The 18,821-nt window shown below is 64.3% G+C and carries 21 protein-coding genes and 1 pseudogene; 12 read left to right on the top strand and 10 right to left on the bottom strand.

Annotation, left to right across the window (positions count from 1 at the left end):
* Positions 1-22 precede the first annotated feature (22 nt).
* The 7 genes from ACVILI_RS07940 (at position 23) to ACVILI_RS07910 (ending at position 4,428) form a co-directional block, all read left to right on the top strand.
* Positions 23-247, top strand: coding sequence for a hypothetical protein (locus ACVILI_RS07940; protein WP_019862958.1), 225 nt, complete (start codon positions 23-25; stop codon positions 245-247).
* Positions 247-1,074 (top strand): formate dehydrogenase accessory sulfurtransferase FdhD, encoded by an 828-nt coding sequence (gene fdhD, locus ACVILI_RS07935; RefSeq protein WP_038651903.1) that lies wholly within the window; start codon positions 247-249, stop codon positions 1,072-1,074. Before ACVILI_RS07940 ends, fdhD begins: the two co-directional genes overlap by 1 nt.
* Positions 1,064-1,372 (top strand): formate dehydrogenase subunit delta, encoded by a 309-nt coding sequence (locus ACVILI_RS07930; protein WP_019862956.1) that lies wholly within the window; start codon positions 1,064-1,066, stop codon positions 1,370-1,372. Before fdhD ends, ACVILI_RS07930 begins: the two co-directional genes overlap by 11 nt.
* A gap of 115 nt (positions 1,373-1,487) precedes the next feature.
* Complete coding sequence (locus tag ACVILI_RS07925) at positions 1,488-3,041, top strand: alpha/beta fold hydrolase (protein ID WP_038651900.1); 1,554 nt, start codon at positions 1,488-1,490, stop codon at positions 3,039-3,041.
* 108 nt (positions 3,042-3,149) lie between these two features.
* The gene (locus tag ACVILI_RS07920) at positions 3,150-3,629 is read left to right on the top strand and encodes a carboxymuconolactone decarboxylase family protein (RefSeq protein WP_019862954.1); all 480 of its coding nucleotides are present in this window, start codon (positions 3,150-3,152) and stop codon (positions 3,627-3,629) included.
* 84 nt (positions 3,630-3,713) lie between these two features.
* A complete protein-coding gene (locus ACVILI_RS07915) occupies positions 3,714-4,076 on the top strand; it encodes a nuclear transport factor 2 family protein (protein WP_027047699.1) in 363 nt (120 codons plus the stop codon).
* 37 nt (positions 4,077-4,113) lie between these two features.
* On the top strand, positions 4,114-4,428 hold the full coding sequence (locus tag ACVILI_RS07910; RefSeq protein ID WP_010913185.1) for a hypothetical protein: 315 nt from the start codon (positions 4,114-4,116) through the stop codon (positions 4,426-4,428).
* 61 nt (positions 4,429-4,489) lie between these two features.
* Here ACVILI_RS07910 and ACVILI_RS07905 read toward each other — a convergent pair whose 3' ends face one another.
* The 6 genes from ACVILI_RS07905 to ACVILI_RS07880 form a co-directional block, all read right to left on the bottom strand.
* On the bottom strand, positions 4,490-5,917 hold the full coding sequence (locus tag ACVILI_RS07905; protein ID WP_038651897.1) for a gamma-aminobutyraldehyde dehydrogenase: 1,428 nt from the start codon (positions 5,915-5,917) through the stop codon (positions 4,490-4,492).
* 26 nt (positions 5,918-5,943) lie between these two features.
* A complete protein-coding gene (locus ACVILI_RS07900; protein WP_019862950.1) occupies positions 5,944-6,759 on the bottom strand; it encodes an ABC transporter permease in 816 nt (271 codons plus the stop codon).
* Positions 6,749-7,699 (bottom strand): ABC transporter permease, encoded by a 951-nt coding sequence (locus ACVILI_RS07895; protein WP_208645779.1) that lies wholly within the window; start codon positions 7,697-7,699, stop codon positions 6,749-6,751. The genes ACVILI_RS07900 and ACVILI_RS07895 overlap by 11 nt, the downstream gene beginning before the upstream one ends.
* A 14-nt stretch (positions 7,700-7,713) precedes the next feature.
* Positions 7,714-8,712, bottom strand: coding sequence for an ABC transporter ATP-binding protein (locus ACVILI_RS07890; RefSeq protein ID WP_038651894.1), 999 nt, complete (start codon positions 8,710-8,712; stop codon positions 7,714-7,716).
* Positions 8,713-8,905: 193 nt separating this feature from the next.
* The gene (locus ACVILI_RS07885; protein WP_027047698.1) at positions 8,906-10,060 is read right to left on the bottom strand and encodes an ABC transporter substrate-binding protein; all 1,155 of its coding nucleotides are present in this window, start codon (positions 10,058-10,060) and stop codon (positions 8,906-8,908) included.
* A 214-nt stretch (positions 10,061-10,274) separates the two neighbouring features.
* Positions 10,275-11,120: a class I SAM-dependent methyltransferase gene (locus ACVILI_RS07880; protein ID WP_038651891.1), complete on the bottom strand. Its 846-nt coding sequence runs from the start codon at positions 11,118-11,120 to the stop codon at positions 10,275-10,277.
* Positions 11,121-11,196: 76 nt separating this feature from the next.
* On the opposite strand from ACVILI_RS07880, the gene ACVILI_RS07875 reads away from it, so the two are divergent.
* On the top strand, positions 11,197-11,679 hold the full coding sequence (locus ACVILI_RS07875; RefSeq protein WP_019862945.1) for a helix-turn-helix domain-containing protein: 483 nt from the start codon (positions 11,197-11,199) through the stop codon (positions 11,677-11,679).
* A gap of 271 nt (positions 11,680-11,950) precedes the next feature.
* Here ACVILI_RS07875 and ACVILI_RS07870 read toward each other — a convergent pair whose 3' ends face one another.
* The 3 genes from ACVILI_RS07870 to ACVILI_RS07860 all read right to left on the bottom strand — a co-directional run bounded on the left by ACVILI_RS07870 (position 11,951) and on the right by ACVILI_RS07860 (position 14,144).
* Entirely contained in the window at positions 11,951-12,856 is a 906-nt protein-coding gene (locus tag ACVILI_RS07870) for a LysR substrate-binding domain-containing protein (protein ID WP_019862944.1), read from the bottom strand.
* A 74-nt stretch (positions 12,857-12,930) separates the two neighbouring features.
* Positions 12,931-13,548, bottom strand: a complete 618-nt coding sequence (locus tag ACVILI_RS07865) for a DedA family protein (protein WP_038651885.1) — start codon at positions 13,546-13,548, stop codon at positions 12,931-12,933.
* Positions 13,545-14,144: a class I SAM-dependent methyltransferase gene (locus ACVILI_RS07860; RefSeq protein ID WP_038651882.1), complete on the bottom strand. Its 600-nt coding sequence runs from the start codon at positions 14,142-14,144 to the stop codon at positions 13,545-13,547. Before ACVILI_RS07860 ends, ACVILI_RS07865 begins: the two co-directional genes overlap by 4 nt.
* Positions 14,145-14,435: 291 nt before the next feature.
* Between ACVILI_RS07860 and ACVILI_RS07855 the strand changes: the two genes are divergently transcribed.
* From ACVILI_RS07855 to ACVILI_RS07840, 4 genes and pseudogenes are all read left to right on the top strand, one after another.
* Entirely contained in the window at positions 14,436-15,110 is a 675-nt protein-coding gene (locus tag ACVILI_RS07855) for a response regulator transcription factor (RefSeq protein WP_038651880.1), read from the top strand.
* Between the two features lie 10 nt (positions 15,111-15,120).
* A pseudogene (locus tag ACVILI_RS07850) lies at positions 15,121-16,483 on the top strand (sensor histidine kinase).
* A 68-nt stretch (positions 16,484-16,551) separates the two neighbouring features.
* Positions 16,552-17,001: an RrF2 family transcriptional regulator gene (locus ACVILI_RS07845; protein ID WP_038651875.1), complete on the top strand. Its 450-nt coding sequence runs from the start codon at positions 16,552-16,554 to the stop codon at positions 16,999-17,001.
* Entirely contained in the window at positions 16,991-17,890 is a 900-nt protein-coding gene (locus tag ACVILI_RS07840; protein ID WP_038651872.1) for an NAD(P)/FAD-dependent oxidoreductase, read from the top strand. Before ACVILI_RS07845 ends, ACVILI_RS07840 begins: the two co-directional genes overlap by 11 nt.
* Here the strand turns inward: ACVILI_RS07840 and ACVILI_RS07835 are convergent.
* Positions 17,887-18,663, bottom strand: coding sequence for a DeoR/GlpR family DNA-binding transcription regulator (locus ACVILI_RS07835; protein WP_019862936.1), 777 nt, complete (start codon positions 18,661-18,663; stop codon positions 17,887-17,889). The genes ACVILI_RS07840 and ACVILI_RS07835 overlap by 4 nt on opposite strands.
* Positions 18,664-18,821 lie beyond the last annotated feature (158 nt).

Genomic DNA, 18,821 nt, shown 5'->3' with positions numbered 1-18,821 from the left:
CTCGCGGTCGGAGGAAACAGGGGTGACCCAAAAGGAAGCCTACGAAAAGCTTATGCGCCTGTGTGAAAAGCAAGGCGCCGACCTGAATCAGTTTTTGTTCGATATTCAGGAGCATGCGGCCAAGGAAGACTTCGACAAGCTTCGCCGCATTGTCGGAAACATAATGGGCCTTGGACACTACAAGGCGTTCGAGATGATCGCGCACGACGTTCCAGAGTTGACGCCAAAGTGGATGAAGCAGGACTAATGCGCTCCCGCCAGCCGATCAGCCAGACTTCCCGCCTCGCGCACCGCGCCAGCGGTACGGCTGTTGCCAACCGCATGGTGCCGGAGGAGACGCCGGTGGCGTTTTCCTTTGCCGGAACCACGCATGCGGTGATGATGGCGAGCCCCGCCGACTTCGAGGATTTCGCGCTCGGCTTCTCGCTGACGGAAGGCATCATTGCCGACCCGCAAGAAATCGAGGCGATCGAGGTCGAGGATCATGGCGCCGGCATCGATATCCAGATCCGGCTCAGGGATAAGGCCAATACACGCTTCGAGGCGCGGCGGCGCAGGCTTGCCGGGCCGGTTGGCTGCGGGCTGTGCGGCATTGAATCCATCGAGGAAGCCATGCGCTCCGTCGACGCTGTTGGTGCGTCAAAACTTACGCTTGATACCGACGACATCGTCCGCTCCGTCAAGCTGTTGTCGAAGGTGCAGCCGCTGCATCAGGAAACCGGAGCCGTGCATGCCGCCGGCTTCTATATTCCCGGCAAGGGCGTCGTCATGGCGCGCGAGGATGTCGGCCGCCACAATGCGCTGGACAAGCTGGCCGGGGCGTTGGCCAAAGCCGGCATAGACGGTGCGTCGGGCGCTGTCGTGGTGACGTCGCGCGTGTCGGTCGAGATGGTGCAGAAGACGGCGGCGATCGGCTCCGCCTTCATCATCGCTGTCTCGGCGCCGACCGCGCTTGCCATCCGCACGGCCGATGAGGCCGGCATGACGCTGGTCGCCCTGGTGCGCGGCGAGGATTTCGATGTTTTCACCCACCCCGACCGGGTGGTTTTGGGAGTTGCCCAGCATGTCGCATGACGAAGACCACATCACGAGCACCAGCGAAAAGCTGGTGCGCATGGCCAACCAGATCGCGGCCTTCTTCCATTCCAAGTCACGCGAGGAAGGGGTTGCCGGCGTCGCCGAGCACATCAACAAATTCTGGGAACCGAGGATGCGGCGACAGTTCTTCGAACTGCTGGATAGCGGCGAAGGGTTCGATGAACTCGTCGTGGCTGCATCGGCCAGGATCAAGCGGCCGATCACGCCAGCCGAGGCCGATCTGAAGCTCGGACTCACCCCCTCCCCGGCAGACGTCGCCGCGTCACAAAAGTAGCCGCAGCGGGCGGTCCCGGTATACATTCACTTTCGCTAAAGTTTGAGCTGCCGCTATCGAAGCGGCTCTGCTATGGTTGACGATCAGAAATCGTCAGGCCGGGCGGAAGAAACTCGTGAGGCCGATCGAGACCCGATATGCCCTCAGCGGCGAGGCGCGGATCGCCTATCAGGTGGTCGGCCAGGGTTCGCTTGATCTCGTCTTCGTCCCGGGCTTCATTTCCAATCTCGACCTGCATTGGGAAGACGAGGGCTATACAAGGCTCTTGAGGCGGCTTTCGGCGTTCTCGCGGCTGATCCTGTTCGACAAGCGCGGCACCGGCCTTTCCGACCGTGTCGATGCGCACAACCTGCCCAGTCTTGAAACGCGCATGGACGATGTGCGCGCGGTGATGGACGCCGCCGGCAGCGGTCGTGCTGCCCTGCTTGGCGCTTCAGAAGGCGCGCCGATGGCAATGCTGTTCGCCGCCACCTATCCCGAGCGGACGCGCGCGCTGGCGCTCTATGGCGGCTATGCGCATTTCCACAAATGGGTGATGCCGCCCGAACGCCTCAACGCCTTCATCGCCACCGCCGAGACGGCCTGGGGCACCGGTGCCACCTTGCCGAATTTCGCGCCGGGCCGGGTCGACGACGCGCATTTTACCCAGTGGTGGGCGCGTTTCGAGCGGCTGTCGGCGAGCCCGACGGCAGCGGCGGCACTGGCGCGAATGAATGCGGAAATCGATGTACGTGGTGTGCTGGCGGCGATCAGCGCGCCGACGCTGCTGATCCATCGCCGCAACGATGCGCGGGTCGATCCCGACGCCAGCCGTTTCCTGGCCAAGAAAATCCTGAATGCGCGGCTGGTCGAGATTCCCGGGCGCGACCATCCGATTTGGACCGGCGATGTCGACCGGGTCGCCGACCTGATCGAGGAATTCCTGACCGGCGAGCGCGCCGTCGCCGAAGCCGACCGCGTGCTGGCGGCACTTCTGGTGACGCGCATCTACGATACGACGCGGATGGGCGACCGCGTGTGGAGCGAACGCAGCGAGCGCTTCCAGGAAACCTGGCGGTTGCTGGTCGGGCGCCATGGCGGCCGAGCGCTGGGTACGCAAGGCGAGATGATGATTTCGCGCTTCGATGGACCGGCGCGCGCCATACGCTGTGCAGCGGCGCTGCGCGAGGCAGCGCAAGGGATCGGCGTGGCCAGCGCGCAGGGCGCGCATGTCGGGGAGATCGAACTGCGCGGGCCGCCGGTGGGGCTGACGGCCCGCGTGACGATGCAGATCGCCGCGCGCGCCAGCCGGGGCGATATCCTGGCGTCGCGGCTGGTCGCTGATCTGGCAACCGGCTCAGGCCTGCATTTCGAAGACGCCAGCCGGGTCACGCTGGACGATCTGGACGAGCCCATGGCGCTGGTGCGGGCAATGTCGGAACAGCATCTGGAGCCTGACTGCCGCGCCAGGACCAAAACGACCGAACCGTCCGTGCTGACGGCGAGGGAAAGCGAGGTGGTGAGCCTGATTGCCGACGGCAAGAGCAATGCCGCGATCGCAGCCGAGCTCAGGCTGAGCGAACACACGGTCAAGCGCCACGTCGCCAACATATTGCTCAAGCTCGACCTGCCGTCGCGAGCGGCGGCGGCGGTATTCTCGGTCCGGCACACTGGCCCGGACGGGCCATGAGAGCCATGGCGCTTTCGGGCGAAGCGGCCAGGCGGATGTAAGCGCTATCAATTCCCCCATGCAGGCCAGGCGGATATCGCCGGAAGGGCACTGCGAACGGAGGATGAAATGCTCAAGTCAAAACTGAATGTCAGATCACTTGTGATCGCGGCAGGGATTGGCGCGCTGCTCACGATCTCTCCCGCGAAGGCCGAGGATGCGTCGGCGACAGCCGCCTACAAGGACATCCAGGCGACGCTCGGCTCCGTGCCGGACATGTTCAAGACACTGCCTGACGTCGCCATCGCCGGCGCCTGGGCCGAGATCAAGGGAGTCCAGCTCAACCCGAAAACCGCTCTGGACGGCAAGACCAAGGAACTGATGGGCCTCGCGGTGGCCTCGCAGATACCTTGCCAGTACTGCATCTATTTCCATACCGAGGCCGCCAAGCTCAACGGCGCGAGCGACGAGGAGATCAAGGAGACGATCGCGATGGCGGCGATCGTGCGCCACTGGTCGACAATGCTCAATGGCAGCCAGGTCGATCTCGCCACGTTCAAGAAGCAGACCGACGATGTCTTCGCCGCCGTCAAGGCGAAGTCGCAGTGAAAATCCCTGCCTGGCGGCGAGCGTCGGGCAGTCCCTACTGAATATCAACCGCCCGATCGTGAAGACGGGCACATGGAGGATAAGATGCTGACCAAGACTCAAGTCGTGGATGGCGCGGCGATCAAGAAGGCGATCGAGAGCCGCGATGGTAAGATGCTGTCGAGCTTCTATGCCGACGACGCGTTGGTGCGGGTGATCGACCGCAACAACCCGCCAAGCAAGCCGCGCGAAGTCCGCGGGCGCGCGGCGATCGCCACCTTCTGGGACGACATCTGCAGCCGGGCGATGACCCACAAGGTCGACACCACGATCGCCGACGGCGACAGCCTCGCCTTCACCCAGGCCTGCGCCTATCCGGACGGCACGAAAGTGTTCGCCGCCGCGATGCTGGAGCTGAAGAACGGGCGGATCGCGCGGCAGACCGTCGTGCAAGCCTGGGACGAATAGGCAAACAGCCGCCAACTCAACCTTGGGAGGAACCAACATGTTCAGCGCCAGATGGCAGATCGACGCGAAGTTCGGGCATAAACAGACCGTGCTCGACCTGTTGAAGAAATGGGAACGCGAGATCGGCTCGCAGGTCGGCCTCGCCGAGCTGAAGTTCCAGATCATGACCGGATCGATCGGCGCACGCGAAGCGACGGTCGAGTCGCATCATCAGGTGGAAAGCCTAGCCCAGCTGGAGGCGATGTTCGCCAAGATCAGCAAGATCGACGCACACGCCAAATGGGGCAAGGAGATGGAGCCCTACGTCGTGTCAGGCACCAGCCTGTGGAACATCTATCGTATCGTCGAGTAGCGTTCTTCTCCCCGTTCACAGCAGGGGGATTCCCCTGCCGTGAACGGGGAGAAGGAATGCGTTATGCGTGCGCCACCATCACATGCCGCACGGCGGTATAGTCTTCCAGCGCGTAGAGCGACATATCCTTGCCGTAGCCGGACTGCTTCAGACCGCCATGTGGCATCTCGTTGGTCAGCATGAAGTGGGTGTTGATCCACGTGCAGCCATATTGCAGACGGGCCGCCGTCGCCATGGCGCGCGAGACGTCCTTGGTCCACACCGATGACGCCAGGCCGTAGTCGCTGTCATTGGCCCAGTTAACCGCTTCGTCGACTTCCGTGAAACGGGTGATCGAGACGACCGGGCCGAACACCTCGCGGCGTACGATTTCGTCCTCCTGCAGCGCGCCGGCGACGACGGTCGGCTGATAGTAGAAGCCGGTGCCCTCGCCCGGCTTGCCGCCGGTGGTGATCTCGATGTGCTTCAATTCCGAGGCGCGTTCGACGAAGCTCGACACGCGGTCGCGCTGGCGGCGCGAGATCAGCGGGCCAATCTCGTTTTCGGTGTCGTCCGGCTGGTTGTACTTGATGGTCGAAACCGCCGAGGACAGATCGGCGACGAGCTTGTCGTAGATCTTCTTGCCGGCATAGATGCGGCAGGCGGCGGTGCAGTCCTGGCCGGCATTGTAGTAACCGAAGGCGCGCAGGCCGTTGACGACGGAACCTAGGTCGGCGTCGTCGAAGACGATGACGGGCGCCTTGCCGCCGAGTTCGAGATGCGTGCGCTTGACCGATTTGGCGGCCGCCTGCAGCACCTTCTTGCCGGTGGCGACGTCGCCGGTGATCGAGATCATGTTGACCTTGGGATGGTTGATCAGCGCGTTGCCGACGCTATCGCCGCGGCCGAGCACGACATTGACCACGCCTGCGGGGAGGATTTCGGCCAGGATCCTGGCCAGCTTCAGCGCCGTCAGCGGCGTCTGCTCCGACGGCTTGAAGACGACGGTGTTGCCGCCGCCGATCGCCGGCGCCAGCTTCCAGGCCATCATCATCAGCGGGTAGTTCCAGGGCGCGATCGAGGCGACGATGCCGATCGGATCGCGCCGCACCATCGAGGTGTGGCCGGGAAGATATTCGCCGGCGACGACGCCCGGCATCGAACGGACCGCGCCGGCGAAGAAGCGGTAGCAGTCGACGATGGCCGGAATCTCGTCATTGAGCACGGAATTGATCGGCTTGCCGCAGTTCAGCGCCTCGAGAGCGGCGAAGTCCTTGGCCTCGGCCTCGATGCGGTCGGCGATCTTGAGGAGATAACCAGAGCGCTGCGCCGGCGTCGTGCGCGACCACAAGACGAACGCCTGTTCGGCGGCCGCCACCGCCGCCTCGATCTGCGCCTGGCTGGCCTCGGGCAGGTTGAGAATGGTCGCCCCGGTCTTCGGATTGAGGATCGGCTCCTCAGTCTCGGCGCCGTTCTCGAATTTCGAGCCGATCAGCATCTGGGTGTCCATGGACGTCTCTCCCTTACGAACTGACGTTATTTGCCCGAACCGGCGATCTGGTCGCCGTCGCGGGTGAGGTAATAGGCAAACAGGATGGGCAGCAGCGTCACCAGCACGACGACCATGGCCACGACATTGGTGACCGGGCGCTGGCGCGGGCGGATCAGCTCCTCCAGCATCCAGATCGGCACGGTCTGCTGCTGGCCGGCGGTGAAGGTGGTGACGATGACCTCGTCGAAGGACAGCGCGAAGGCGAGCATGCCGCCGGCAAGCAGCGCGGTGGCGATGTTGGGCAGCACGACATGGCGGAAGGTCTGAAAACCGTCGGCGCCGAGATCCATAGACGCCTCGATCATCGAACCGGATGTGCGGCGGAAACGGGCGACCGCATTGTTGTAGACGACGACCACGCAGAAAGTGGCGTGGCCGAGCACGATGGTCCAGAACGAGAAAGGAATGTCGGCGAGCGAAAAGGCCGAGCGGAGCGCGATACCGGTGATGATGCCGGGCAGCGCGATCGGCAGGATGACCAGCAGCGAGATGGTCTCGCGGCCGAAGAATTTCGTCCGTGACACAGCGGCGGCGCACAGCGTGCCGAGCACCAGTGCGATCGCCGTCGAGATGGTGGCGACGCGCACCGACAGCGACAGCGCTTCCCAGACGTCAGGCCGGTTCCATGTGACGGCGAACCACTGCGTGGTCAGCCCTGGCGGCGGCCAGACGAAGCTCTTCTCCTCGGTGGTGAAGGCGTAGACGAAGATCAGCAGGATCGGCAAATGCAGGAAGAGCAGGCCGCAAGCGGCGGCGATCTTCAAGCCGAGCGGAGCCGATTGACCACGGTCAGAGCGCATCGAAAGCCCCCATGCGCTTGGCGCCCCAGAGGTAGAAACCCATGATGACGATGGGCACCACGGTGAAGGCGGCGGCGAGCGGGATGTTGCCGGCGGTGCCTTGCTGCGAATAGACGGCCTGGCCGATGAACAGGCGCGACGTGCCGATGATCTGTGGGATGATGTAATCGCCCAATGTCAGCGAGAAGGTGAAGATCGAGCCGGCGACAATGCCGGGCAGCGCCAACGGGAACAGCACGTTGCGGAAGGTCTGGCCGGGCGAAGCGCCGAGATCGGAGGAGGCTTCGACCAGATTGCCGGGCACGCGCTCGAGGGCCGCCTGTACCGGGAGGATCATGAAGGGCAGCCAGACATAGACGAAGACGATGAAGGTGCCGGTGAACGACACCGACAGCGAGTTGCCGCCGACGACCGGCAACGCCAGCCAGGCCTCGAGCAGCCACAGCACATGCAACTTGGCGAAGAGCCAGGTGAGGATACCTTCCTTGGCCAGGATCAGCTTCCAGGCATAGATCTTGACCAGATAGCTCGACCACAGCGGCAGCATGACGCCGAGATAGAACAGCGCCTTCCAGCGGCCACGGGCATAGCGCGCGGCATAGTAGGCGATCGGAAAGGCGACGATGGCCGAGGCCACGGTGACGAGAGCCGCCATCGTCACCGTGCGCAGGATGATGTCGAGATTGGCGGCCTGCAACAGGTCGCCATAGGTCTTCAGCGTGAACTGGCGGTTGATGAGGCCGGAGAACTCGTCGATGGAGAAAAAGCTCTGTGCCAGCAGCGCGAAGAGCGAGCCGATATAGACGATGCCGAGCCACAGCACCGGCGGCAAAAGCATGAGCAGCAGAAGCAGTTGCGGCCGGCGCCAGAACAGGTCCGACAGCGCGCCGCGCATGCCGCCGCTGCCTGGCAGGATGGCAGGAGCCGTGGCGCGCGGCATGGTGGCGTCGACGCTCATGCCGGCTCATCCATCAGATGCAGGTGCTCGCGGTTGAAGGTGAGCACCACCGCTTCGCCCTCGGCAGGCAGCGCCGTGCCGGCTGGCACCACGGCGTGCAGCTTCAACCCATCGGCATCGAGCGCCAGCCTGGTGGTGGCGCCGAGATAGTTGGTCGAGATCAGGCGGGCGGCGACGCCTTCGCCGCTTGCAGCGCGGCTGACGCGAATGGATTCGGGGCGGAGGCTGCCCCAGCGGTGCTGGCCGGAATAACGCTGGACGAAATCCGGCGGCAGCACGTTGGAGGAGCCTACGAAATCGGCGACGAAGCGGGTTCTCGGCCGCTGATAAATATCCTCCGGCGTGCCGATCTGCATGATCCTGCCGTCGTTGAAGACGGCGACGCGGTCGGCCATCGACAGCGCCTCACCCTGGTCATGGGTGACGAAGACGAAGGTGATGCCGAGCGCCTTCTGCAGCGATTTCAGTTCCTCCTGCATGTTCTCGCGCAGCTTGAGGTCAAGCGCGCCGAGCGGCTCGTCGAGCAACAGCACCTTGGGCTGGTTGACCAGAGCGCGGGCGAGCGCGACGCGCTGGCGCTGGCCGCCGGAAAGCTGGCCGGGGCGGCGGGCGCCGTAGCCTGGCAGCCGCACCAGCGACAGGGCCTCCTCGGCCGCCTTGTGCCGCTCGGCCTTGCCCACGCCCTTGACCATCAGCCCATAGGCGACGTTATCAAGCACATTGAGATGCGGGAACAGCGCGTAGTCCTGGAAGACGGTGTTGACGTTGCGGCGATAGGGCGGCACGCCCTCGGCGCGCTCGCCGAAGATCGAGATCGAGCCCGAAGTCGGCTGCTCGAAGCCGGCGATGAGGCGAAGGCATGTCGTCTTGCCGGACCCGGAAGGCCCGAGCATGGCGAAGAACTCGCCCGGCGCGATGTCGAGATCGACCGCGTCGACGGCGCGAACGCTGCCGAAATGGCGCGAGACTTTCTGGAAGGAGACGGCTGATGTCATGGGCTGTCCTGATCTGTCAGGCTCATCAAATTCAGGCGGCGGTGCTGCCCCTCATCCGCCTACCGGCACCTTCTCCCCGTATAGTGACGGGGAGAAGGGACTTGGCGGAAACGCTGGCGCGACACCCCTCTCCCGTTCTTCACGGGGAGAGGGAAAGGGTGAGGGGCAGCGCTATGCTCTCAGCGACGCGGAATCACCGTCCGCCGATGACGCCGATATAGTCCGACACCCAGCGGTAGTAAGGCACGCACTTGTCGTTCTGGGTGACGCATTTCGAGACCGGCGTCTTCCAGAACTTGATCTTGTCGAAATTGTCGTAGCCGTTGGTCTTGCAGCCTTCGTCGGTCAGGAGTTCGTTGCCCTTGCAGGCGGCGGGAACGACAGGGAGCGATCCGAACCAGGCCGAGACATCGCCCTGCACCTTCGGCGACAGCGAATGTTCGAGCCACATATAGGCGCAGTTTGGATGCGCCGCGTCGGCTTCCATCATGGTGGTGTCGGCCCAGCCGGTGACGCCTTCTTCCGGCACGGTCGAGGCAACCGGCTTCTTGGCGGCGACCAGCGTGTTGACCTGATACGGCCATGACCCGGAGGCGACGACGCCTTCATTCTGGAAATCGTCGACCTGGATGGCGGCGTCATGCCAGTAGCGGCCGACCAGCGTGCGCTGGACGCGCAGCAGTTCGAGCGCTGCCTTGTACTGGTCCTCGTTGAGTTCGTAGGGATCCTTGATGCCGAGTTCCGGCTTATGGAACATCAGATAGTTGGCGGCATCGGCGATGTGGATCGGCCCGTCATAGGCCTGGACGCGGCCCTTGTTAGACTTGCCGTCCGGCAGCTTCATCTCCTCGAAGACGACGTTCCAGCTCTTCGGCGCTTCCTTGAACACCTCGGTGTTGTACATCAGGATGTTCGGCCCCCACTGGTAAGGAACGCCGTAATGCACCTTGTCGACGGTGAACCAGGGGGCGTCCTTCAGCCGGTCGTCAACCGTCTTCCAGCTCGGGATGAGATCGGTGTTGATCGGCTGTACGCGCTTGCCGGCGACGAGGCGCAACGAGGCATCGCCCGAAGCCGTGACGAGGTCGAAGCCACCCTCGTTCATCAGCGAGACCATCTCGTCGGAGGTGTTGGCGGTCTTGACGTTGACCTTGCAGCCGCTCTCCTTTTCGAAGGCGGTGACCCAGTCATAGCCCTTGTCGGTCTCGCCGCGCTCGATATAGCCCGGCCAGGCAACGATGTTGACCTGGCCCTCGCCCTTGCCGAGTTCCTTGACCTGGGCGATGGCCTGACCGGAGAAGGTCAGCGCGACCGTCAGCGCCGTGCACGACTTCAGGAATGAATTCATCATCGATCTCCCATTTTGGCGCATGGCCCCGAAACCGCTCCGGTTTTCGCCAGATCACGCGCGGACTGAAAAACATATCAGTTCGTCCTGTGGACTTGATGCCGCTCTGCTGGCGGCTTTGGTCCCTGAAACCGAACGTGCTTGGAAAATTCCGGTTTCGCAAATTCATTTATCAGAACGACGATATCGGTTTTTCCGATAGACAGCCACCGCCTCAAGCATGCGCGGTCACCAGCCAGCAAGCGGCGTTAAAGCGAGCCTCACCGTCCTTAACGAAAGGCGCGAACGCAGCCGGTAACACCGTGGTGATTTTTTCGGCCGTTGCCCGGTCAACCTCGCGCAGCGCGGCGCCGAGCGGCCCTAGCCGGGTGGCATACGCCATCAGATCGCGTTGGGCGATCCGACACGGGACGTCCGCCTGTTCGACTTCGATCGAAGCCCAGCCGCTCGCTTCCAGGATCCGCTTCACCTTGGCGCCGTCGGCAAAGGCAAACTGACCCGGCGCATCGGGGTCTGGCGCCGGTGCAGGCGGCAGGAAAGGCGCAGCCGCTCGCACGGCGGTCGTCATGAAATCATTCTCGAGCGGACTGCGCCAGGCAACAAAGGCGAGTTTGCCACGGCGCCTCACGGCCTTTCTTATGTTGGTGAACGCGGCCATGGGATCATCGAAGAACATGACACCGAAGCGGGAGATTACAGCGTCGAAATGCCCGGATTCGAACGCATATGTCTGGGCATCGCCCACTTCAAAACTTGCGTTTGCTACCCCTCCCAGCTTCGTGCGCTCCGTCGCCAGGGCGACAAGCGGCTGCGAGATGTCTAGCCCCACACAATTTCCGTCGTTGCCCACGCGGCGCGCCATCGCCAGAGTCGTGGCGCCGGCACCGCAGCCGATGTCCAGGACATTGCTCCCTTCCCTGGGATAGCCGGCATCGACCACCAGCCGCTCGAACGGCGCCAGTATCTCGTCGAGGATCGGCTGCATCTCGACCCAGGCCTTTCCGCTGACATCGTTCCAGAGCGCGGCTTGGCGTGTGTTTGGCGGCGCGGATTGCGGCATAACGGACCTCGCTTTCATGTTGCTCTAACCGATCGTCGCGAGCACTCTACGAGTTCAAGCCGACTTGAGGTCAAGCATGAAAGACGTGGACATTGCCGAGGTGTCGCGCCTCACCGGCGTGCCCGCCTCCACACTTCGCTACTACGAGGAGAAGGGCCTCGTCGCCTCGATCGGCCGTCGCGGCCAACGCCGCCTGTTCGACCCTGCCGTCCTGGACCGGCTCGCCTTGATCGCGCTCGGACGCGCCGGTGGATTCACACTGGACGAGATTTCCTCGATGCTGACGCCCGACGGCCTGCCGAAAATGGATCGAGGGCGCCTCGATGCCAAGGCGAACGAACTGGACCAAATCATCCAGCGCCTGAGGGCGATCCGAGAGGCTTTGCGTCACGCCGCTAAATGTCCGGCCGCCCGGCCGATGGAGTGCCCGACTTTCCGCCGCGCCGTCAGGCTTGCGGGCGCCGGCCGCTTCGAGGTTGCTCCGCTCGCGCCGTTCAGGGCGGAGGCGGTTTCCGTCACAAGGCGCAAGCGCGAGACTGGCGACGTTCGCCTGGAGTAGGCCATGCTAGCGGTTCCACCGCAAAGCCGAACTGGCGCCCTTCCGACTTTCCGCCGCGCCGTCAGGCTTGCGGGCGCCGCCAGAGGCTTTGCGTCACGCCGCTAAATGTCCGGCCGCCCGGCCGATGGAGTGCCCGACTTTCCGCCGCGCCGTCAGGCTTGCGGGCGCCGGCCGCTTCGAGGTTGCTCCGCTCGCGCCGTTCAGGGCGGAGGCGGTTTCCGTCACAAGGCGCAAGCGCGAGACTGGCGACGTTCGCCTGGAGTAGGCCATGCTAGCGGCGGACCGTGCGCTGCGACTGGGCAAGTCCGATGAAATCGCGCGCCGCCTGCGGCAGGCTGGAGCCCCGCCGCCAGACCATGCCGACCTGCACCACCGGCAAGGAGCCGGAAATATCGCGTGATTCGATGCGGTCGCCTTCGAGCGACCATGGCCGGTAGACAAGGTCGGGCAGCAGCGCCACGCCGGCACCGGTGGCGACCAGGCTGCGCACCGCTTCCACCGAACGAGTGCGGAAGGCGACATGCGGCTTGGCGCCGATCGCCGCCAGCAGCTTTCCCGTGTTTTCCTCGATCTCGTCGACGGTGAGCATGATCAGCGTCTCGCCGGCTATGTCGCCAATGCCGATGATGTCGGCGCCGGCGAGCGGGTGGCCGAGCGGCAGCCACAGCCGATAGGCCGAGACTTCGAGGATTTCCGACTGCAGCGCCGTGCGGTCGCGCAAGTTGGACGTCACCATCACGGCGATATCCAGCTTCCCGCCGATCAAGAGATGTTCGAGGTAGTCGCCATTGTCCTCGATGGCCGAGACCTCGACGCCCGGATAGGCGCGGCGGTAGCGGGCAAGCAGATCCGACAGCACATAGCCGGCGACCAGCGAGGTGACGCCAAGCTGCAGCCGCCCTCCCGCCACCGCCTGTTCGCCGGAAAAAGAGCGGCGGGCGTCGGACACGTCAGCAAGGATCTTGGTCGCGTGGCGCAGGAACTGGTGGCCCTTATGGGTGATGTTGAGGCCGCGCGGATGGCGCTCGAACAATTCGACGCCGAGATCGCTTTCGAGCTCCTTGATCGCTTCGGTGACCGACGATTGCGAGATGGAGAGGTTTTGTGCGGCGCCCGACACCGTGCCTTGTTCGGCGACGGCGATGAAGAACTGCAGCTGGCGGATGGTGAAGGCCATGGCCGGACTAAACACCAGCGGCCGGGCGAAGGAAAGCCGATGGCGGAACTTATCCCATGACCGGAGACTGGTGCTCAGCCGAGCGCCAGCCTGATGCGCCGCCGCCATGCGGGGCCATAGCGCAATGCAAGCATGCAGACCGTCTCCAGCGCCACGACAATGACGATGATGCGCAAGCCCACCGTGAAGGAATCCTGGCCGCTGCCGCGCAAGAGGTAGCCGGTCAGGAGGAAGCCAGCATTCCAGATTGTGGCGCCCAGCAGCGTCGCCATCGCGAAGGGCAGCGCCGGCAGACAAAGCGCGCCCGCCGCGATCGGCAGATAGTTGCGCACCGTCGGGATGAACTGCGCCAGCAGGGACACCCGGACATGATTGCGGCGATAGGCCTGGCCGAGCTTGCGGTAGGTTGCCGGGCGCAGGAAGACATATCTGCCGACCCGTTCGATCAGCCGGTCGGCACGGTCGAATCCGATCCGGCGGCCAACCCCATACCAGACAAGGCAGCCGGCGAAGGAGGCAACCGTCGTCACCGCCAGCAGGATCGCCAGCATCGAACTGTCCGGCGCCGCCGTCATGCCGAGGAACAGCAGCAGCACATGCGAGGGCGGGATCGGGAGGATCTTCTCGGTGAAGGCGAGGCAGAAGACGCCGAACAGGCCGAAGCCGAGAATGGCCGACAACGGACCCGTCATGCGAAGCGCCAGTCATAGGTCCCGAGCGTCTTGATCCTGGCGACGCGGTAGACCGTCGCCGGCGGGAAATTGCGAAAGGTATGGCCGACCCGCGTGACTTCGAGATCTAGCCGGTCGAGCAGCGACTGATCGAACGGGCAGCGCCGGCCGAGCGTGAGCTGGTAGAGCGCCCCGCCCGGGCGAAGGTTTGCGAAAACACCTTCGAGAATGGCAAGCGTCTTGTGCGGCGAAATCAGGCGGAAGGGCAGGCCGCTGATGGCGGCACCTGCCACCGGCCTAGGAAATAGCGACAGATGGCGCAGGCCGACGGCATCCATCTCGAAAATCCGGGCGGCGGGAAAGCGACGCATGAGAAGTGCCGCAAAATCCGGATCGGACTCGATCAGCGTCAGATCCTCTTCCCGCACCCCGCGTGACAGCAGCGCCCGTGTGAACGGGCCGGTTCCCGGGCCAAGTTCCAACACGGGGCCGGTCTCGGGACCGATATCGCTTGTCATCAAGGCCGCCAGGCTGGAACTGGACGGTGTGACGGAGCCGATCCTGAACGGCGCCACGGTCCACGCCATGAGAAAAGACAGGGCATCATGTGCAGGCATAAGCAACCTCAATCCCGGACAAAAGTACGCCAACCAATTTGGCGCGGCGGCTTGATTTCGTTTCGGCGTCGGACCCGAACCTGTTGCATCGTCGAGCCCGACGCCTTGACGCCGGCATGGGCGGTTCCTGCCGACCGGCGCTGTTTGCCGTGGCTGGATTGCATAGACATTGCGCAATAGCTTGGACGCAAAGAAAGAACTTGCCGGCCGCCGGCCATTCGGCTTTGCCATGTCCACGCAATGTTGGCGCGGTAGCGCCCGATGCGGTGTGCACGTTGCCGGGGAGTGTGGATGCGTATCTTGCTGGTCGAAGACGAGCCCGAAATGGTCTCGGCACTGCGTGCCGCGCTGAAGCGCCACGACATGGTGGTCGATCACGCCGGCACGTTGCTTGAGGCGGAAGGCTTCGTTGCCGTCGACAGCTACGACGCCATCCTGCTCGACCGCCAGTTGCCGGACGGTGACGGGCTGTCGCTGGTGCCGAGATTGCGCTCGGCGGCGAACACCACGCCCGTGCTGGTGCTGACGGCCAAGGGCGACACGTCCGACAAGGTCGATGGGCTGGACATGGGCGCGGACGACTATCTGGCAAAGCCGTTCGCCTTCGAGGAATTGCTGGCCCGCTTGCGCGCATTGCTCAGGCGGCCGGCGCCGCTGCAGTCGCAGTTCATCCGCGCCGGCCATCTGGTGCTCGATGTCGGACATCGCGAGGCTGCGATCCGCCGCGAGCCGCTCAGCCTGCCGCGCCGCGAACTGCTGGTCTTGGAGGCGCTGATGCGGCGCACCGGGCGCATGGTGCAGCGCGAGGCGCTGATGGAAGCGGTGTTCGGCCTCGACGACGAGATCCAGTCCAATGCACTCGACACCCATGTCTCACGCCTGCGCCGCAAGCTCGCCGACGCCGATGCCGGGGTGACGATCAACGGCATTCGCGGCGTCGGCTATCTCCTGCGCGAAACGACGTGACCCTCAAGCGATGAGTATCAAGCGGCCGCGTTCGCTCAAATGGAGCCTGGTGCTGCGCATCGCCTTGCTGCAATGCGCGATGCTGACGCTGATCATCGTCGGTATTCTCGGCGCGTTGCTCGCCACCGGCCTCATTCCGCACGACTATGAGGACGGCACGATGGACGTGCTGGCGGATGCCGTGGCGCGCGATGCGGGCGGCAAGCTTGTGCTGCGCGAGACTTCGGACCTGACGAAACTGCGATCCGATGTTCCCGACCTTTGGTTCATCATCCGCGACAAGCAGGGGCAGCGGTTGCAGGAAGGCAGGGTGCCGGCCATTTTCCAGCCTTTCGCCGGGCTGCTGGACACGATCAGCGACGCGCGTATCGACCATTCCATCGGCGAGAGCGCGCCACCGGATGCAAAGATCCGCTGGACCGAAACGGCCGCGGGCAACCTCCAGATATTCACCGGCACCAAGGGCGGGCTTTCGCTGCTGCGCCTGCTCGGACAGGCGCCGCAATTCTTCCTGCAAGGCATATTGCCGCTCGCCGGCCTCATGGCGCTGGCCACGCTGTTCGCGACGCCGTGGGTGGTGCGCGGCGCGCTATCGGGCCTTGGCCATGCCGCCGCCGAGGCCGAACGCATCGACATCGACCAGCGCGGCGTACAGCTGCCGCTGGAGGATGTGCCAAAGGAAGTCACGCCGCTGGTCAAGGCGGTGAACGCCGCCCTTGCACGCCTGGACAAGGGCTACGAGCGCCACAAGCGCTTCCTGACCGACGCCGCCCATGAACTCCGAACGCCGGTCGCCATCCTCAACACGCGCCTGGCCTCGCTGCCGGCGACACCGGAGCGAGCCCGGCTGCTGCAGGACGCAGCGCGGCTTTCGACGCTGACCGACCAGTTGCTCGACCTGCAACGCCTCGACCGGCAGACATCACCGTTCGATAAAGTCGATCTCGTGGCGATCGCGCGCGGCGTCATCGTCGACCTCGCGCCGATGGCGTTTTCGGCCGGATACGAGATGTCGTTCGAGCCGGAACCGGAAGCGGTTTTCGCCACCGGCGACCGCACCGCGATCGAGCGCGCCGTGACCAACATCGTCCAGAACGCCATCGAGCACGGCGGGCGCGCCGGCAAGATCACCGTCAGTGTCACAGCTCCGGCCGTCATCGAGGTGCGGGACGAAGGCGACGGCGTACCGCCAGCCGAGCGCGAACGCATTTTCGAGCCCTTCTACCGGCTGCGCCCGCCAGGATCACGGCGCCGGGCTCGGGCTCAACCTGGTGCAGGAAATCATGCAGTTGCATGGCGGGCGCATCGAGATTCTCGACGGCAAGCCGAGCGGCGCCCGCTTCCGGATGAGTTTTCGCGCCTTGCCGGCATAGCACTGCCCTAAACGACAAAATTGCGTTGGCGTGTTTGACATCTTTGAAATCGTAACTAAATAAGTTACATGAAACGCAACAGCCGACTGTCCTCCACCTTGCACATTCTCGTCCACATGGCCGAGAAGCCAGAGCACGCGCTTACCTCCGAGCAGCTTGCCACCTTCATCCACACCAATCCGGTGGTGGTGCGTCGCACCATCGCCGGCTTGCGAGACGCCGGCATCGTCACCTCGTCGCGCGGGCATGGTGGCGGCTGGCTGCTCGGGCGCGCGCCCGAAAACATCTCGCTGGCCGAGATCAGCACCGCGCTTGGCGAGACGCTGCTGCCGTTCAGCACCGCGCCAGAAAGCCCGGGCTGCCTTGTCGAACAAGCGGTGATCGCCGTGCTCGACGATTTTCGCGTTGCGGCCGAAAAGCTGCTGGCGGAGAAGCTAAGCCGCATCACGCTGGCCGACCTGACCGCCGATTTCCGCCGCCGTTATGACCTCATCGGAGTCTCCAGCCATGCAGTATGATCTCGCCGTCATCGGCGGCAGCTTTGCCGGCCTGTCCGCCGCCACCCAGGCGGCGCGGGCGCGGCGCAACGTGCTGGTGATCGACGCCGGCCAGCCGCGCAACCGTTTCGCCGCGCATTCGCATGGCTTTCTCGGCCAGGACGGGCGCACGCCAGGCGCCATCCTCGACGATGCAAGGCGGCAATTGCTGGCCTATCCCACAGCCAGACTTGTCGATGCCCGTGCGGACAGAGCCGTCGCCAACAGCAGCAGCGATTTCGAGATCACCACCGATGACGGCGAGACATTCGGCGCGGCGCGGCTGGTGCTGGCCACCGGCGTGCGCGACATCCTGCCGGAGGTTCACGGGCTTGCCGAGCAATGGGGCAAGACCGTGTTGCACTGCCCCTATTGCCACGGCTACGAGGTCTCCGGCGGGCAGCTTGGCGTGCTCGCGACCGGCCCGATGTCCATGCATCAGGCGCAGCTGATCGCCGATTGGGGCGACGTCACGCTGTTCGGAAACGGCCAGATCGAGCCTGACGCCGAGCAGATGCTCGCTTTGGATGGCAAGAAAGTCAGGTTCGAACCCGCGACCGTCAGCGAACTCAGGGAAGACAGCTCCGGCGGTTTGATCGTCCACCTCGACGGCGGCCGGACGGCCGGCGTCAGGGCGATGTTCACCGCGCCGCGCAACACGATGACGAGCCCGCTGGCCGAGCAACTCGGCTGCGGCCTCAAGGACGGCCTGCTCGGCCCGATGATATCTGTCGATGACCGGCAGCAGACGACAATTCCCGGCGTCTATGCCGCCGGAGACGCAGCACGCGCGATGCACAACATCGCCTTCGCTGTATCGGGCGGGACTTTTGCCGGCGTATGCGCCCACCAGTCGCTGGTGTTCGGCTAAAATCCGGCTTCGCCGCCGGCGATGCTGAGCCGCGCGCCGGCCTGCGCCAGCGCCGCGGCTATGTCGTGCGGCGGCGAACGGTCGGTGGCGAGTTCGGAAAAGCCGTCGAAGCCACAGACCTGGACCAGGCCCTGGCGGCCGAACTTGGTGTGGTCGGTGATGACGAGCGAACGCTGGCCACGCGACAGCACCATGCGGGCGAATTCGGCCTCTTCCAGATCGTAGTCCATGACCCCCGTCACCGCATCGACGGCGCCGGTGGAGATGATGGCATGGCTGACCGAGAAGCGGCTGACGAACTCGATGGCCGAAGTGCCGAACGCGGCACCTGAATCGCTGCGCAATTCGCCGCCGGCCATGTAGACCTTGTTGCCGTTGATGGTGGCCAGCGTGCGGGCGATATCGGAAGAGTTGGTGACGACCGTCAGGCGCCGGTGGCCGAGCAGTTCCCGGGCCAGGAATGAGGTCGTGGTGCCGGTGTCCAGCATGACCGATTCCCCGTCGCGGATGGTGGCGGCGACCATGCGGGCAATGATGCGCTTGGCATCGGCATTCTCGCGCATGCGCCGTTCGAACGGCGCCTCGCCGACCATGGATGGCAGGCCGATGGCGCCATGCATCTTCAGAACCGACCCGTCGCTGGTGAGTGGCTTGACGTCGCGACGCACGGTTTCCAATGAAACACCCAGCCGATCGGCCAGGCTGGCGATGGTGACGGTTCCTTCTTCCTGCAGCAGACGCAGGATCTCGCCATGGCGTTTTGAATGGATCATTGGGTTTCCCAAGCTTCGCCTTTTGACCGGTTTTAAGGTAATTCAAGCACTTTTAAAGATATCGCCCCTTGGTTTCGGGCAAAACACCCAAAAAAAGTCACATCTTTTTATTGACAACCGGGCAACCCTGGCGTGAAATCCAGGGCATCAGCAGAGGT

Source organism: Mesorhizobium sp. USDA 4775, from assembly GCF_054062655.1.
The sequence above is the reverse complement of the archived record's forward strand: the minus strand, read 5'-3'. Positions and strand labels throughout refer to the sequence as shown.